At 63.9% G+C, this 15,337-nt stretch carries 14 protein-coding genes; 8 read left to right on the top strand and 6 right to left on the bottom strand.

Annotated features, from left to right (window positions below; translation table 11 throughout):
* The first annotated feature begins 15 nt into the window (after positions 1-15).
* The gene (locus AB0O87_RS04115) at positions 16-2,637 is read left to right on the top strand and encodes a DUF3516 domain-containing protein (RefSeq protein ID WP_363511988.1); all 2,622 of its coding nucleotides are present in this window, start codon (positions 16-18) and stop codon (positions 2,635-2,637) included.
* Between the two features lie 148 nt (positions 2,638-2,785).
* Here the strand turns inward: AB0O87_RS04115 and AB0O87_RS04110 are convergent, their stop codons facing one another.
* On the bottom strand, positions 2,786-4,429 hold the full coding sequence (locus AB0O87_RS04110; RefSeq protein ID WP_363511986.1) for an SDR family NAD(P)-dependent oxidoreductase: 1,644 nt from the start codon (positions 4,427-4,429) through the stop codon (positions 2,786-2,788).
* 163 nt (positions 4,430-4,592) lie between these two features.
* Here AB0O87_RS04110 and AB0O87_RS04105 point away from each other — a divergent pair, with 163 nt between their 5' ends.
* A complete protein-coding gene (locus AB0O87_RS04105) occupies positions 4,593-5,036 on the top strand; it encodes a hypothetical protein (protein WP_363511984.1) in 444 nt (147 codons plus the stop codon).
* 61 nt (positions 5,037-5,097) lie between these two features.
* Here AB0O87_RS04105 and AB0O87_RS04100 read toward each other — a convergent pair whose 3' ends face one another.
* The gene (locus AB0O87_RS04100; RefSeq protein ID WP_363511982.1) at positions 5,098-6,306 is read right to left on the bottom strand and encodes a hypothetical protein; all 1,209 of its coding nucleotides are present in this window, start codon (positions 6,304-6,306) and stop codon (positions 5,098-5,100) included.
* Between the two features lie 64 nt (positions 6,307-6,370).
* Positions 6,371-7,609, bottom strand: a complete 1,239-nt coding sequence (locus tag AB0O87_RS04095; protein ID WP_363511980.1) for a hypothetical protein — start codon at positions 7,607-7,609, stop codon at positions 6,371-6,373.
* A gap of 214 nt (positions 7,610-7,823) precedes the next feature.
* Here AB0O87_RS04095 and AB0O87_RS04090 point away from each other — a divergent pair, with 214 nt between their 5' ends.
* Entirely contained in the window at positions 7,824-8,894 is a 1,071-nt protein-coding gene (locus tag AB0O87_RS04090; protein ID WP_363511978.1) for a M4 family metallopeptidase, read from the top strand.
* A gap of 5 nt (positions 8,895-8,899) precedes the next feature.
* Here AB0O87_RS04090 and AB0O87_RS04085 read toward each other — a convergent pair whose 3' ends face one another.
* The gene (locus AB0O87_RS04085; RefSeq protein WP_363511977.1) at positions 8,900-10,093 is read right to left on the bottom strand and encodes an FAD-dependent oxidoreductase; all 1,194 of its coding nucleotides are present in this window, start codon (positions 10,091-10,093) and stop codon (positions 8,900-8,902) included.
* On the opposite strand from AB0O87_RS04085, the gene AB0O87_RS04080 reads away from it, so the two are divergent.
* Genes AB0O87_RS04080 through AB0O87_RS04070 form a run of 3 tightly spaced genes read left to right on the top strand, consistent with a single transcriptional unit; the run spans position 10,092 to position 11,304 of the window.
* Positions 10,092-10,688 carry a TetR family transcriptional regulator gene (locus AB0O87_RS04080; RefSeq protein WP_363511975.1) on the top strand — a complete coding sequence of 199 codons (597 nt, stop codon included), beginning with the start codon at positions 10,092-10,094 and terminating at the stop codon, positions 10,686-10,688. The genes AB0O87_RS04085 and AB0O87_RS04080 overlap by 2 nt on opposite strands.
* Before the next feature lie 49 nt (positions 10,689-10,737).
* A complete protein-coding gene (locus AB0O87_RS04075; protein ID WP_363511973.1) occupies positions 10,738-11,064 on the top strand; it encodes a protealysin inhibitor emfourin in 327 nt (108 codons plus the stop codon).
* A 15-nt stretch (positions 11,065-11,079) separates the two neighbouring features.
* Positions 11,080-11,304 carry a hypothetical protein gene (locus AB0O87_RS04070; RefSeq protein WP_363511971.1) on the top strand — a complete coding sequence of 75 codons (225 nt, stop codon included), beginning with the start codon at positions 11,080-11,082 and terminating at the stop codon, positions 11,302-11,304.
* Positions 11,305-11,324: 20 nt separating this feature from the next.
* Here the strand turns inward: AB0O87_RS04070 and AB0O87_RS04065 are convergent, their stop codons facing one another.
* Entirely contained in the window at positions 11,325-12,380 is a 1,056-nt protein-coding gene (locus tag AB0O87_RS04065) for a mechanosensitive ion channel family protein (protein WP_363511969.1), read from the bottom strand.
* An 81-nt stretch (positions 12,381-12,461) separates the two neighbouring features.
* On the opposite strand from AB0O87_RS04065, the gene AB0O87_RS04060 reads away from it, so the two are divergent.
* Positions 12,462-13,151: a ribonuclease H gene (locus tag AB0O87_RS04060; RefSeq protein ID WP_363511967.1), complete on the top strand. Its 690-nt coding sequence runs from the start codon at positions 12,462-12,464 to the stop codon at positions 13,149-13,151.
* A gap of 43 nt (positions 13,152-13,194) precedes the next feature.
* On the top strand, positions 13,195-13,914 hold the full coding sequence (locus tag AB0O87_RS04055) for a Pr6Pr family membrane protein (protein WP_363511965.1): 720 nt from the start codon (positions 13,195-13,197) through the stop codon (positions 13,912-13,914).
* On the opposite strand, the gene AB0O87_RS04050 is transcribed toward AB0O87_RS04055, so the two are convergent.
* On the bottom strand, positions 13,905-15,257 hold the full coding sequence (locus AB0O87_RS04050) for an FAD-dependent oxidoreductase (RefSeq protein WP_363511963.1): 1,353 nt from the start codon (positions 15,255-15,257) through the stop codon (positions 13,905-13,907). The two genes, AB0O87_RS04055 and AB0O87_RS04050, sit on opposite strands and share 10 nt — an antisense overlap.
* Positions 15,258-15,337 lie beyond the last annotated feature (80 nt).

Genomic DNA, 15,337 nt, shown 5'->3' with positions numbered 1-15,337 from the left:
GATGATCGAGAGATCATGGCATCCCTCCTCGACCCCGCCACTGTTCCCGACGGATCCGATGCGGACGCCGTTTATTTGGCGTTCGTCGAGTGGGCAGAGTCCACCGGCATCAGCCTGTACCCGGCCCAAGATGAAGCCGTCATCGAGATCGTCTCAGGCAACAACCTGATCCTCTCTACCCCCACCGGGACCGGAAAATCACTTGTCGCTATCGGGGCGCACTTCGCCGCTCTCAATGCAGGCGTGCGCAGCTACTACACCGCACCGATCAAAGCGCTCGTGAGCGAGAAGTTCTTCTCGTTGGTCGACGTGTTTGGGGCAGAGAACGTCGGAATGATCACGGGGGACTCTTCGGTGAACGCCGATGCGCCGATCATCTGCTGCACTGCCGAGATACTCGCCAACCTCTCCCTTCGTCAGGGGACAAGCGCTGACGTCGGCCAGGTCGTGATGGACGAGTTCCACTTCTACGCCGACCCTGACCGCGGGTGGGCGTGGCAGGTTCCGCTCCTGGAACTGCCGCAAGCACAGTTCATCCTGATGTCGGCGACGCTCGGCGACGTCACGCAGCTTTCTGCCGACCTCACCCGTCGCACGACACGCGAAACGGCGACCGTCACTGGCGTTGAGCGTCCGGTTCCCCTGCATTTCTTTTACGAGACCACGCCGATTCACGAGACCATCGACGATCTGCTGAACACCGCGCAATCTCCGGTCTACGTGGTGCACTTCTCCCAGGCTGCCGCTATGGAGCGCGCGCAAGCACTATCGAGCACCAAGGTCGCCACCAGAGAACAACGCGACCAGATCGCGGAACTGATCGCCGAGTTCCGCTTCACAACCGCGTTCGGAAAGACCCTTTCGCGGTTCCTGCGCGCAGGTATCGGCGTGCACCACGCGGGCATGCTGCCGAAGTATCGGCGTCTGGTCGAGCAACTCGCCCAGCGCGGGTTGCTGCGTGTGATCTGCGGCACCGACACCCTCGGGGTCGGCATCAACGTGCCGATCCGCACTGTGCTGCTCACCGCGTTGACGAAGTTTGATGGCACGCGCATGCGGCAATTGAACGCCAGAGAGTTCCATCAGATCGCCGGACGAGCGGGCCGAGCGGGCTACGACACGGCAGGCACGGTCGTCGCGCAGGCACCAGAGCACGAGAGCGAAAACATCGCCGCAATCCGTAAGGCCGGCGATGATCCGAAAAAGAAACGCAAGCTGGTGCGGAAGAAGGCGCCAGACGGTTTTGTGTCATGGGGAGAGCCCTCGTTCCGCAAGCTCATCGATGCGGTGCCAGAGACGCTGACGTCTCACATGCAGATCACCAGCGCGATGATGCTGAACGTTATCGCGCGCGGCGGCGACGTCTTCGCGAACATGCGCTCGCTCGTATACGACAACCACGAACCTCGGAAGCGTCAACGAGAGCTCGCGCTGCGCGCCATCGGCATCTACCGCACCCTGCTGGAATCCGGGATCGTGGAGACGTTCGACGCTTCGACAAGCTCAGCGACCCCGGCCGCTGGGTCCCCGAGCGAAGGTGGGTCCCTGAGCCTGTCGAAGGGCATCCGCCTCACCGTAGATCTGCAACCGAACTTCGCTCTCAACCAACCGCTGTCCCCCTTCGCCCTCGCGGCTTTTGAGCTGCTGGATCCTGACCCTTCGACAAGCTCAGGGACCGGAGGGCCCGGAAGCCACGGCGTCGGTACGGGGCCGTACGCCCTCGACATGATCTCGATCGTCGAGGCGACGCTCGACGACCCGCGAGCCGTGCTGAGCCAGCAAGAGTTTTTGGCACGGGGCGAAGCAGTCGCCGCGATGAAATCTGAAGGCATCGAGTACGACGAGCGCATGGAGCTGCTCGAACAGATCACGTACCCGAAGCCACTCGAAGAGCTCCTCACAGCCGCCTTCGAGACGTTCAGTGCGGCTCAGCCGTGGATTCGTGACTTCGAGTTGCATCCAAAATCTGTCGTCCGCGACATGTACGAGCGCGCCATGTCGTTCGGAGAATATGTCGCCTACTACAAGATCGCGCGTTCCGAAGGTGTGGTGCTGCGCTACCTCTCTGACGCCTACCGTGCGGCTTCACAGACAATCCCCGAAGACCTTAAAGACGAAGATCTACGAGATCTCATCGAATGGCTAGGAGAGCTCGTACGCCAGGTGGACTCCAGCCTGTTGGACGAATGGGAAGAGCTGATCGCCGGCGTCGACAACGGCCAGTTCGACCCTCACGCCACCGAAAAGCCGATCGTGCCGCCTGCGCCCAAACGCCTCACCAGCAACACGCGCGCCTTCCGCATCCTCGTGCGCAACGAACTGTTCCGCCGGGTGCAACTCGCCGCACGCGAAGACGTGGCGGCTCTCTCCGAACTCGACGCCGGATTCGGTGCCGATGCGTGGTCTGACGCCCTCGATGGATACTTCGATGATCACGACGAGATTCTTACCGGTGGCGATGCCCGCAGTTCGAAGTTGTTGATGCTTACCGAAGGCGCGGCGGAGTGGACCGCACGCCAAATCTTCGACGACCCTGCGGGAGACCACGACTGGGGCATCTCCGCAACAATCGACCTCGCTGCCTCCGATGAGGCAGGTCAGGCGGTCGTCACCGTAACCGCCGTCGACCGGCTGTAGTCGTACCCTTCGACAAGCTCAGGGTCCTACCCTCGGTCGCTGAGCCTCGGTCGCTGAGCCTGTCGAAGCGTCCCTACCCTGGGTCGCTGAGCCTGTCGAAGCGTCCCTACCCTGGGTCGCTGAGCCTGTCGAAGCGTCCAGCCTGGGCTCACCAGGGGCTGGGCTCGTAGTCCTTCAAGAAGACGCCGTGGACGTCGTCGCCGGCCTCGCCGCGCACGATCGGGTCGTACACGCGGGCGGCACCATCGACCAGATCCAGTGGCGCGTGGAAGCCTTCTTCCGCGAGACGCACCTTGGTGAAGTGCGGGCGCTCGTCGGTGATCCAGCCGGTGTCGACGGCGGTCATCAAGATGCCGTCTGTCTCGAGCATCTCACCGGCACTCGTGCGGGTGAGCATGTTGAGCGCGGCCTTGGCCATGTTCGTGTGCGGGTGCCCTGGGCCCTTGTAGCGCCGGGAGAACTGCCCTTCCATCGCCGACACGTTCACCACATATTTGCGGTGCGCGCTCGACGCCGCCATCGACGCACGCAGGCGGCTGATCAGCAGGAACGGTGCCGTCGTGTTCGCGAGCTGCACCTCGAGCATCTCCAGCGGATCGACCTGGTCAATCGACTGCACCCAGCTGTTCGTGCTGTTGACGTCTGGGACGAGCCCGCCCGCATCGATCGCGGAGCCGTCTGCGTGCTTTTCCAGAGATGAAGAGCCTGGTGCCATCGCGAGACGCGCAAGGTCTTCGGCAGTGAGCGCCTGCCCACCTTGCTCGGCGACGGTGCCACCGAGCGCGGCGACCGAAAGCAGGGGGTGCGCGTCAACCGAGGCCTGCAACGCCTGGGGGTGCGGGTCTGCGGTGTGACCGAAAGTTTCCATCTCTGGCAGCGGACCATCAGGCAGAGGCTGCAGTTCTGCATCAGCCAGCAGGGAATACGAACCGGGCGAACGCCGCACCGTCTGAGCTGCGTTGTTGATGAGAATATCGAGCGGTCCCTGTGCTGCCACGGAATCGGCCAGGCCGATCACCTGAGCTGGGTCGCGCAGGTCGATGCCGACGACGCGGAGGCGGTGCAACCAGTCAGCCGAGTCTGGCAGCGCCGAGAAGCGCCGGACGGCGTCGCGAGGGAATCGTGTCGTGATGGTCGTGTGCGCACCATCGCGCAGCAGCCGCAGCGCGATGTGCATGCCGATCTTTGCGCGACCACCGGTGAGCAGTGCGCGCTTGCCGGTGAGGTCAGTGCGGGCATTGCGTTTGCCGTGGCTGAAGCGCGCACAGTCGGGGCAGAGCTGGTGGTAGAACGCGTCGACCACGGTGTAGGGCTGCTTGCAGATGTAGCAGTTGCGGGGCTTGAGCAACTCGCCAGCGATGGGGGCGTCGACAACGCTGGTGGCGAGCTCGTGCCCGCGCGTTTCGTCGTCGATGCGGTCGGGCGCGCCCGTGGCTGTGCGGGCGACGACGGCTTTGTCTGCTTCGGCGATCGCATCACGAATCTCTTTGCGCCGCACACGCTTAACAGCCTTGAACATCGCTGCCGTCGCATGGCGCACGGCGACGAAGTCCGGGTGCTCGTTGTCGATCTGATGCAACTCGGCGAGTACGCGAAGAGTTGTGGCGAGATCGTCTGGGTCGACACCAGGCCCGGCCTCGGCCCCCGGGTCTCCAACCTCGGCACCCGGTTCCCCAACCTCAAAATCTGGTCCCCTGACCTCGGCTCCCGGTTCCCTGACCTCAAAATCTGGGTCCCTGACCTCGGAATCTGGGTCCCTGAGCTCGTCGAAGGGTCCGGGTGCGTCGGTCATTGTGCCAATTTTACGCGACCGGGGAGTGCCCGCCCACCTCCTCCCGCCAGCACAGTTCACCTGCATGAACGAACCACGGATGGCGGACGCGCCGCGCGCGTTTCGTCATCCATCTGTGATCGGCTCATGCGCATGAGCGGCAGCGGGGGCCCAGACTAGAAGCATGACCACTCTCGACCCGCACGTTATCGGCCCCGGTCTGCTTGCTACCCCGTTCACCGCGGCGGAGATCCGCGAAGCTACTGGATCGGGGTTGGTGATCCACCTTCTTCTCGAAGGGCCAGACGGCCCGCTTGGCGAACATGTGAACCGCTTTCGAGGCACAGGCAGCGACGGCGCAACCCTGGATCGTTGGGCGGTCGCAGACCCGCACACTGTCGTGTCGAACCAGGTCACCTGGACCGAGTTGCAAGGTCACGCGGCGTTCGATGCGGAAACCACCAGCGTGACGACCGTAACCCTGCAAACTCCACTCGGCGAGTTGAACTGCCAGCGGTATGACGCGGCGCATGGCGTCTTCTGGTTCGCCACGGAGTACCCGGGAATGCCGGTGCAACATGAGTCAGACGGGCTGCGCACGACGGTGTTGCGTATCGACAAGCTCTAGCGAATGAAACGAAGGGCGAGCTCGGACTGAGAGCTCGCCCTTCGCCTATTCAGTGCCCTCGTCAGTGCCCTGAGGCGCCGACCACGACGAACTCGTTCGGCACGATGTCGAGCGTGACATCTGCCGTTACCTCACCCGAGTGCAGGTCGATCGCGAGGATGCGATCCTTCGACGGCTCCGTCACGTAGGCGACGTCGCCCACCACCCGCAGGCCTGGGTGGGGCTGCTGCCATTCGGTCGGGCTCTCCCACGGATCGATGACACTCCAGGAATCTTGGGGGCTGCCGTTCTCATCCAACACTGTCAGTGTGCCGTCGGCACCGAGCACGACGACATTGTTAAGGTCGTCGCGGCCCACACCGCGCCAGGTGTACTCGACGCCGTCTGGCAGATCGACAACCGACATCGTGTGGGATTCGGTGTCAACGCGCACCAACTGGGAAAGCAGGTACCCCTCCTGATCGGGGTCGGTCTTGTAGTCACCGAACGCGATACGGCTGGTGTCACTCACGTACGCGTTGCCTGTGCGGCCAAACTCGTCTGGCGCATCAATCTTCGTAAGCGCCCCGTTATCGAAGAGCAGTACGCCGTCTTCGCAGCCAAACATCACAACTTCGTCTTGCAACGCGCCTTCGCCGTGCACGCTCGGGCACTGTTCGTTGCGCGCAAGCTCGGTGCCATCTTCGGCGAGATGTCTGACCCCACTGCGAGACTCGGATGTGCCGATGGTCGAGAGGGTCGTGCCGTCCGACAACTCAATAGCGACTCCGTGGTGCGCGGCTTCCGACGTGAGTGTGGTGATCTCCGGCAGCGTGCCTGAGCCAATGTCGTCGGTGTCGAATACCTGCGACTCCCCTGTCGCATCGTCGAACAGCACCGTGCGCCCTGCGTGTGGGGTCGCGTGCCCTGCGGCAGCCGCGGGGAAAAGCTCCCCGGTGAACTCCACGGTGTCCGACGCCAACCCGGAGTCGAGCACGTGAAAGCCATTTTCGGCGGTGACGAAGACATGACCGTCGTGATCGCCCGCACCGTTGACACGCAAGAAACCTGAAAGCGCTGCGTCTCCCACTGGCTCCAATGTGTCGCCGTCGAGCACCATCACACCGCCGTCGTAAGTCACCGCCACTCGGGTGTCTGCCTCGTGGTGGTTATCCGTCGCGGCGTCTTCGTTCTGCTCGCTGGCGGGGGATGCGCTGGCGCATCCCGCCAATGCAAAGGCTGCAATTGCGCCGACGGCGCCAATCGCAAAACGTTTGTGGGGAATGGGCATGGGTGTTCCTCTTTCTTTGGGGTGGGTGCGCAGGGCGCGCGGCGACGGCCGTGCCGTCGAAGAATCAACCGACCTGCTGGATTGACCAGGGATCCACGTCGGTAAAACTGCGGGTGACCTGGCCGTCACCGTGGTCGATTTCGTGCACAGCGCGGTTCGCCGGATCGCTGAGGTACACGTGCTGCGCGTCGACGATCAGTTGCACACGATCACGCAGCGCGGCATCGGCCACAGAAGCGGCCACCAGCGGATCTGTGCGCACGAGGACCGCCCCGTCGGCATCGAGGATCCGCACTCGCCCCTCGACGTCCACCGCGATGGTGCGGTTGTCGTCGTCGCCGATGGCCACTGCCAGAACCAGCGGCACGTCGGAGGAAAGCCATGTCCATTGCCGTTCGCGCACATCCAGCAGCCATGCCCCCCGCTCTCCCGCCACTCCGGCGAGATCCGGTCGACCAGAACGGCCAGCGAGCTGTGTCGCGGGAGTTGCATCTGCGGGGTAGGGGATGACCTCCGCAGCGATGGCACCGCCGACCTCTCGGGTGAACAACACAGCCCCGTCTGCGCAGGCGAAGACGGCTCCGACAACGGTGACCTCAACATCAGTCCCGCGCTCGCAGGGCACTGCGTCCTTCGCGGTCTGCACACTTTCCAGGTCGCGAACTTCGATGGTCGTGGCGCTCGTCGCAAGCAGAAGGTGGTCGGCGAAAGGCACGGCGGGATCGCTGGGCTCTGCGCCACTCTGGGCTGTGAGAGGCAGCGGGTCTGGCGTATCAAACGGCTCTGCGAGTGCTTCGTGCTCGAGAAGGAAGGTTTCGTCGCTCTCGAAGCGCACGAGGGTTGCGAGATCTCCCACATGCACGTTGGGCGTGCCCTGCCCTTCAACTGTTCCGACAACGCGCGGTTGGCCCAGGAACGAGTGTGAATGACCGCCGTGGGGAACAGTCCACCGACCGGAATCGACAATCGTCACCGTCGTGCGTGCCTCCGTTCCGTGGGCGAGGTACACATGTCGACCGTCGCTGGAAACAGAGTGCAACGGGTCATACCCGTGACCAAGATCCGTGCGCTTCTCACTCGCGAGATCGAGCACGATCAGTGCGCCGTCCGCCTCCGCGACCACCAATGCGAGGGCTGCAGCGGACACCTCTGCCCCGCCACTGGAGCCGAGCCCGTGGCCGATCGCAGACGCACTCGGCGAGGCAGGCGAGTGCGGAGCCGGCGCTGCGCAGGCAGCGAGCACGATGGCCGAGCTGACGAGGGCGACCGCGCGCAAAGCGCGGCGAGAAGGAATGTTTGGCATGACACTCACACCTTATTGATAACGATTCTCACTCTCAAGTTAAGGGCGAGTGCGCCCGGGAGGAGAACCTCGTCTCGGGAGGCGGCGCGCCAGGTAGGACTCCGCCCGAAGCGAAGAGTTCCTCCGCTGATGCTTGAGGGGATCCGGTGCGGAAGATATCCCCAGATCGGACCAGAATGAGCCCAAGGTCTGCGCCCCGGCGTAGGGTCGCAGCATGAGCAGCACAGCATCCGGAGAACGTCACGAAGTAGTCCCGTCTTACTTGCTTGCGCGCCTCGCCGAGTCTGGCCGTTTTACTAAAGCCGCGGCAGCCGCACGGCAAACCCTGACTGCTGGGCGCCCTCCGTATCGCGCGCGCATCGACCTATCGATCGATGAGAACGGCGACCTCGTCGCACAGCTCTCTGATGCCCCCAACCGCACGGTGAGCGACGCCGCGAACACGCAGCAGCTGCCTGGAGCGATTGTGCGCAGCGAAGACGATGCCGCAGTTGCCGATGCCACCGCAAACGCGGCATTCGAAGGACTCGGCGCCACGTTCGAGATGTTGCTTGCCGCGTTTGGCCGCAACTCTCTGAACGATGCGGGTGCACCGCTCAACGCGACGGTGCACTATGGCGTTGACTACGACAACGCGTTTTGGGACGGCGAACGCATGGTCTTCGGAGACGGCGATGGCGAGGTATTCCGAGGTTTCGCTGAGTCGCTTACCGTGATCGGTCACGAGCTCGCGCACGGGCTCGTGCAAAACACCGCCAACTTGGAGTACCAGGGCCAGCCTGGCGCGCTCAATGAATCGGTCGCCGATGTCTTCGGGGCACTCACCGAGCAGTACACGTTGGGGCAAACCGCTGACCAAGCGTCGTGGCTGATCGGTTCCGAGATTTTTACAGAAGCCGTCGAAGGTGCGGCACTGCGATCGATGATCGCCCCTGGCACGGCGTACGACGACGACGAACTTGGGAAAGACCCGCAGCCCGATCACATGAGCGGATTTGTGCGCACGACAGAAGACAACGGTGGCGTGCACCTCAACTCCGGAATCCCGAACCGCGCGTTCGCCCTGTTTGCGCGCGACCTTGGCGGCAAGGCGTGGGAGCGAGCTGGCACCGTTTGGTACCGCGCCCTTACCGGAGAGCTTTCCAGCACAGCCACGTTTATTGACTTCGCCGACGCGACGGTGGCGGCGGCGCGCGCGATCGACGAAAGCACGGCTGCTGCTGCTCGAAGGGCGTGGACAACCGTCGGAGTGTATGGCGAACAAGACAGCGCTACGGCTAGCTGAGACTCTCAGCTCAGGTGTTCGGGTCGCACTCCCCGTCCAACGAAACGCCCCGTGACGCTCGTCAACCTCGGGTGATCACGTAGCATTCGCAATGGACGAGGCATGGCGGAGCCTGCCACTGTCGTCGAAAGCAATGGACCCTGAAGAAGACGCTGCACAGTCTGCGTCACGCGCACAGGGAAGTTTCTCCGACGTTGCACCCGGCGAATTTCGCTCGTGCGCGGCACGCCCCGCTGAAGCACCGGCCCCAGGATGCGCGCCGTCGCCACCGCATCTTGGATCGCCAGGTTGATGCCGACTCCCCCGGCCGGTGACATCGCATGCGCGGAGTCACCAATGCACAGCAGACCATCGGCATCCCATCGACGAAGACGCTCGAGCCGCACTCTCAACAGGTGCACGCCGTCTGGCTTGAGCCCGACGGCGGCCCTCCCTAGGCGCGGCGAGATTTGCACAAGACGCTGATTCATCTGCGCCACATCGCTCGGAGTGCCAGACCACGTTCCGGCCGGAATCACGTGGGCGATCTGGAAAAAGTCACCTCGATCGATCGTGATGATCATCCCCGCACCGGCCTGAATAAACGGGTACGTTTCGCCCTCGTGCTTGGGCAAACGAAACCAGAGCACGTCCATCGAAGAAGCGCGCCCCACGGGGTTCAACCCCGCCAGGCCGCGGACCACCGAGTCACGACCCGACGCATCGACCACCAAACGCGCGCGGATTCGGACGCTCCCCTCGCTCCCCTCGCTCCCCTCGCCCGCCACACCCACGACGCGCCCCTCTTCTCGAATCAAGCCAGTGATCGCGGTCGACCGCAGCAACTGAAACCCGTCGTACTGTGTGGCCGTCTCTGCCACCAGGTCAAGAAAGTCCCACTGCGGCATGAACGACATCACTTTGCGGGTGGTGGGCAGCTTCGAAAAGTCAGCGAGAGTGAACTCCGCTCCCTGCCAGCTCACGGTGACGCGTGACATGTCGGCATGAGGCCGCTCAAGAAATGCATCGAGCATCCCGAGTTCCTGCAGAAGCTGCTGCGTAGACGGGTGAATCGTGTCGCCCCGGAAGTCACGAAGGAAGTCGGCATGCTTTTCCACCACGGTGACGGTGAGCCCTTGCCGCGCCAGCAGCAGCCCGAGCATGAGCCCGGCAGGTCCGCCGCCGACGATCGCGCAATCAACTTCGCCTTGTGTGTCCATGGCTCTAGAGTTCCGTGCGGCATGGGATCCTGCCAGTGTGGTCAATAAAACACGCGGACGCCCTCGAGGCATTTCCCACACACGGCAGCAACTTCTCTCTGCCGCGGAACAGCACTTTTTTGCCGGAGACCTCGGCACAATATCGTCGAGGGAACTGGCAAGCGAGATCGGCGTCAGTCACACGCTGGTCAATTATCACTTCGGATCGCGCGACGGGCTTGTCGCGGCCGCCGTCGCGCTGCGCGCAGCTCCTCATGACGTCATCGCACTGTCACGCGATGACAACCAGCGCATCGATCTCCCCCGCCTCGCTCACGGCATACTCGCGATCTGGGAGCACCAGGAACACGGCGCGCAACTCGTCGCCTTCGCACGACGCCTGGCAAGCGACGACAGCTCCGCGCTTTCGATAGCTGACTACATTCACAACGCCGTCTTTGCCCCACTGGTCGAAGACTTCGGCCAGGAGCACGCGCGCCGCATTGCGACGGCGACCATCGGGTTTCTGTTTGGGCGGTACGTTCTCGCGTTGCCATTGTTCGCAGACTTATCCAGGGAAGAGGCCGGTCGACTACTCGTGTCAATGCTCCGATGACCAGCCGGATCCGCTCGACGCCACCGCGCAGCCATGCGAGTCTATGAAGATGAGCGAGTCATCCCCGCAGGCCAACGCGCACACCAACGCGCAGGTCGTGATCGCTGTGGTGCGCTCTGGGGGCATCGCGGGCATGCGCAGACACTGGCAGGTCGAGGCCGACCCGCAGACCGCCGGAGCGTGGATAGACCTGATCGACCGTTGCCCCTGGGATCAGACTACAGACACCGACGAGGGAGCCGACCGGTTTGTCTGGAGCATCGAGGCCCGCACCCCCTCCGAACGCCGAGAACGCGAACTGAACGATTCGCAGATCGATGGACCATGGCTCGCATTAGTCGATGCCGTGCGGGATGCGGCGCGACGCGAAAAATGAGGCGAGAATAGGGCCATGGGACTGTTCCAGCACCGCCCCGAAGATGAAGAGAATCAGTGGGCGGGTCTTCCATCCGAACCGCTCGAGCGCGAAGGCGCGGACGTGCTTGACGCGCCACCGCCTGTCGATCCGATGGCTATCGGTCTGGGGGCTGCGGTGAGCTCGGTTGCCCTCCCCGCCACCCCGCTTCTCAGCGAGGAAACGACGGCTCCCGCACCAGAGGATGATCCAGACGAATGATGCCGATCAGCCGAGGTTGATCAGTCCTTGTCGCTCGGTCCGTCAACAACATCCACGCGCGTGCGCGGAAGTGCCTCCGGGTGCTCACGTTGCAACCACGCCATCATCTTTTCGCGCACCTCACAGCGGATATTCCACTGGTCGTCGGAGTCTTTCGCCGACATGACAAGGCGCACCGTAACGAACCCGCCCTGCGCGTCGGTGACCAGCGCACTCAAAGACCGACCGTCCCAGGAGGACGACGATGTCACGATGCGCTCGAACTCCGTGCGCAGCTCGTCCATCGGCACGCGCCAATCGAGATCGAAGTAGACCGTCCCGAGGATCTTGTCCGAGGTTCGCGTCCATGTTTCGATCGGATTCGTCGTGAAGTAGCTGCACGGGACGACGAGCCGCCGCTCATCCCAGATGTACACGACGACGTAGGAGAGATTGATCTCTCCGATCCGGCCCCATTCGCCTTCGACCACCACGACATCGCCCACCCGGATCGCGTCAGTGAATGCCACCTGCACACCTGCAATGAGGTTGCCGAGGATGGACTGTGCGGCGAGACCGGCGATGATGCTGGCAATACCGGCTGACGCCAGAATGCTGGTGCCCACTGCGCGCATCTGGGGGAAGGTGAACAGCACAGCACCGAGCGCGAGTACGGCAATCGTCGCCAGAACGAGGCGGTGCAAGACGAGCAGCTGAGTGCGCCGACGTCGCGCTTCCGGGCCCACCAGCAACTCTTCTTCTCGGGCCATGAGGCGCTCGAACCCGAACGACACCGAAGCGGCGAGCAACCACGAACCGGTACCGATGGTGGCGATAAGGAAGAGCCGGGCAATCGCCGGCCACCATTCCTGCGTCGCGGGCTCGCTCACCGAGAACGAGACCCACACAGCAACCACCAACGCGGTTACCACCACCGCGTTTCTGACGCGGCGGGCGAAGTCGCGCACCCACACCGCACGACCGCGCACGAGAGCTGCAACGAGTGCAAGCAGCGCAAGCACAGCGGCGACGACCACGAGCGCGACGGTGAGGGCGACAGATGTGCCGACCCAGGATTCCCATTCGAAGCCAGGCATCTACCCACAGTAGGCCGCGTGCCTGAACGATGCGAATGCACGCGGATCAGCGAGCCGCCCGCGCGCGGCTACGGTTGAGGGATGACGATCACCGCCGCCGCAGACGGCTCCGCCCTGGGCAACCCCGGACCAAACGGCTGGGCTTGGTACATCGACGACGCGAACTGGGCAGCAGGTGGATCTCCGCACGGCACCAACAACCAGGGTGAACTGCGCGCTGTGCTTGAGTTGCTGGTCGCCACAGCCGGCATCGACGAGAAGCTGATGATCGAGTGTGACAGCCGGTACGTGATCGATTCGGTGACCAAGTGGATGCCCGGCTGGAAGCGCAAAGGCTGGCGCAAGTCTGATGGCGGACCCGTGCTCAATCGGGATCTGCTGGAGGGCATCGACGAGGCGATCCGTGGTCGTGATGTCGAGTTCACCTGGGTGAAAGGCCACGCGGGGCACCCCTTGAATGAGGCGGCAGACGAGCGCGCAAACGGGGCGGCAAAGGCATACCAGCAGAAGCAGGAACCGAACCGCGGCCCTGGGTTCACGCTCGGCACTTCGGCCGCGGCTCCGGCACCCGTTGAACCCGCTGCGCCTGTTGCGCCCGTTGCCGAACCGCTGTGGGCTGAAGCCTCCGATCTTCTCGACGGTCTGGACACCCAGGACGACGACCCGATCGAGCTCCGTCTCGCTCTCACCGCAGATGAGCACGCACGATTGCGCGGCCGCGCCCAAGCGCAAGGAATTTCACTGGAAGACGCACTTCGCCGCCTGATCTGAGGCGATATATAGCGCCTGCTCCGTAGAATCAGCGAGTGAGGGAATGGGCGGTGACACGGCGGTGAAGGCCCGCACCGTGTTTGGCGTGCTCCGCCTTAGCGCTGCGGCGATCTGTCTGGTGGCGCTCATCCATCGACTTGCCTGGGGCTTGGCTTCGAACACGATCGCCAGCCAAAACTTCTTTGCCTACCTGACCAATCAGTCGAACATTGCGTTTGTCGTGCTCCTCACGATTGCGGGGATCCTGGCGCTGCGCACTGCGCAAGACCCTCGGTGGCTCACTGTCGCGCTCGCGCTGGTGCTGACCTGGACGATTACGGCCGGAATCGTGTTCGCGATTTTGGTGTGGCAGGCAGGTATCCGCGGCATCCGCATCGACGTGCCGTGGTCTGATCAGGTGTTGCATTTCTGGTTGCCCGCGTGCACTGTCGCCGCCTGGGCTCTTGCCCCTGGCCACCGGTCGGTGCCGTGGAGGGTGATTCCGGCGTCGCTCATCTACCCTGTGCTGTGGGGCATCGCGACGCTGATTCGTGGGCCGATAATCGGGTGGTACCCCTACTACTTCCTCGATCCTCGTCAGGTCAGCGGACCTTCGGAGTTCGTCGTTTCGTCGGCGATCGCCCTCGGAACTTTCGCCATCGTTGCGACGATGCTGGTGCTCATCAGCCGGATGCCGCTACCGCCGATGCTTCGACAGCCCCCGGTTGAAGAAGCATCGGAGGCAGCACCAGAACCGGTGCGCGAACGGGTCGGTCAGACGTAGAGCGCGAGCGAAGCGAGGGCGGCGTCGAGAGCGGCATCCTCATCGAGCGCGGCGAAATCGGCTGCGGCGGGGCCGCCGACGATCCCGACGAGCACGTTTTCTCCGGTTGCCGGGCGAAGGTTGATCCACGTCGGGATCAGAACATCGGCGCCCACGGCGTGCCAGATCGCCTCTTCGTTCTCCCAGAACGGCTCATCCCAGCGCAGCCAGACCGTTTCGATTGCCCCCATGCCCAGCGCAGAGATTGCGCCGCGGTTGGAGAACGGGAGCGGCGGGTCAAACTCGATACTGCGATCCTGAAGCACCCCGAGCGGCACGGTGACGATCACTCGATCGAACGACAGAGCTTCCCCCGTGCCGAGGCGCACGCTGACTCCACTGTCGTCGTAGGCGATTAGTGAGACGGGAGAGTTGAGGCCAACCTGCACCCCGTCGAGCGCCTGCTCGATGAAAGGCGTAAGGCTGTCGCGTGCTGCTTTGGGCTCGCCGGAAGGCAGCGCCGGTGCGAACCAGCTAGAGAGTTTATCCGATCCAGCGCCGGTTTGAGTGGCGAGGATGCCCAGGAGCGCGGCCGTGGATGGGTCGGCGATATCGACACCGGCTGCGGTAAGAGCGTCGGCAACCGATGTGTCTTCTGGTGCGGCCTGCGCTGTCGCGATCGCCGCCGAGAACGGTTGCGAATCGACGGGCTCGATGTCGCCTTCTGGTGTGCGCCAAAGGCCGCCAGCCAGATCGACGATGCCCACTTCGCCCTCGTCGAGCCGTTCGAGCACCTCGGCATCGTCTTCTCCGAAGAGCCACGCGCCAAGTTGCACCGGCACCGGCCATGCGTCGTCGACGCGCGAAGCCACGCGTCCGCCGACGCGATCTCTCGCCTCAAAGACGGTGACCTGCATTCCGTGATCGGCGAGCATTGCCGCGGCGGTAGCGCCCGCAAGACCGGCGCCCACAACGGCGACCCGCTCGTCCGGTTGACCCGGAATCATGAGTTCGACAGCAGCGCGAGTGCCGGAGCTGATTGCTCCGCGCACGGTCCCCGGTGCGTCTTCATTCGTCGCCTCACCGGCAAAAAAGATCCGCCCGTCGACGGGCTTGCTGAGCGCCAGACGGGTGCCAGCGAGCACGCCGACCGGGGTAAAACTGGCCCCGCCGAGCGAGAACGGATCGGTCGTCCAGGTACTGCGGATGCTGCCGGCAGGTGCGGGCACGCCGGGGGGAACCTCTGGTTCGCGAGTGCGAGTGGGCGTCGGTGTCGGGGCGGGTTCCGGTGTGCACGACGCGAGAAGCACCGAAGCGACGCCGGCGCCGGCGCCGAGGAGCAGAGAGCGGCGGGTGATCCTCATTGTGACGCCACTTTATCCGACCATTCGGCTTGTGCCACGTATCGTCGGCGGGATCGGGCAGACATAACTCAGGAACAACC

Origin of the sequence: Microbacterium sp. NPDC076768, assembly GCF_040687205.1 — a bacterium.
Lineage (GTDB): Bacteria > Actinomycetota > Actinomycetes > Actinomycetales > Microbacteriaceae > Microbacterium.
The sequence above is the reverse complement of the archived record's forward strand: the minus strand, read 5'-3'. Positions and strand labels throughout refer to the sequence as shown.

What these genes read in the sequence shown, in the direction of transcription:
- AB0O87_RS04050 (WP_363511963.1), bottom strand. Translation starts at nt 15,257, where the DNA reads ATGAGGATCACCCGCCGCTCTCTGCTCCTCGGCGCCGGCGCCGGCGTC.
- AB0O87_RS04095 (WP_363511980.1), bottom strand. Translation starts at nt 7,609, where the DNA reads ATGCCAAACATTCCTTCTCGCCGCGCTTTGCGCGCGGTCGCCCTCGTC.
- AB0O87_RS04080 (WP_363511975.1), top strand. Translation starts at nt 10,092, where the DNA reads ATGGCTCTAGAGTTCCGTGCGGCATGGGATCCTGCCAGTGTGGTCAAT.
- AB0O87_RS04065 (WP_363511969.1), bottom strand. Translation starts at nt 12,380, where the DNA reads ATGCCTGGCTTCGAATGGGAATCCTGGGTCGGCACATCTGTCGCCCTC.
- AB0O87_RS04115 (WP_363511988.1), top strand. Translation starts at nt 16, where the DNA reads ATGGCATCCCTCCTCGACCCCGCCACTGTTCCCGACGGATCCGATGCG.
- AB0O87_RS04110 (WP_363511986.1), bottom strand. Translation starts at nt 4,429, where the DNA reads ATGACCGACGCACCCGGACCCTTCGACGAGCTCAGGGACCCAGATTCC.
- AB0O87_RS04105 (WP_363511984.1), top strand. Translation starts at nt 4,593, where the DNA reads ATGACCACTCTCGACCCGCACGTTATCGGCCCCGGTCTGCTTGCTACC.
- AB0O87_RS04085 (WP_363511977.1), bottom strand. Translation starts at nt 10,093, where the DNA reads ATGGACACACAAGGCGAAGTTGATTGCGCGATCGTCGGCGGCGGACCT.
- AB0O87_RS04075 (WP_363511973.1), top strand. Translation starts at nt 10,738, where the DNA reads ATGAGCGAGTCATCCCCGCAGGCCAACGCGCACACCAACGCGCAGGTC.
- AB0O87_RS04055 (WP_363511965.1), top strand. Translation starts at nt 13,195, where the DNA reads ATGGGCGGTGACACGGCGGTGAAGGCCCGCACCGTGTTTGGCGTGCTC.
- AB0O87_RS04060 (WP_363511967.1), top strand. Translation starts at nt 12,462, where the DNA reads ATGACGATCACCGCCGCCGCAGACGGCTCCGCCCTGGGCAACCCCGGA.
- AB0O87_RS04090 (WP_363511978.1), top strand. Translation starts at nt 7,824, where the DNA reads ATGAGCAGCACAGCATCCGGAGAACGTCACGAAGTAGTCCCGTCTTAC.
- AB0O87_RS04070 (WP_363511971.1), top strand. Translation starts at nt 11,080, where the DNA reads ATGGGACTGTTCCAGCACCGCCCCGAAGATGAAGAGAATCAGTGGGCG.
- AB0O87_RS04100 (WP_363511982.1), bottom strand. Translation starts at nt 6,306, where the DNA reads ATGCCCATTCCCCACAAACGTTTTGCGATTGGCGCCGTCGGCGCAATT.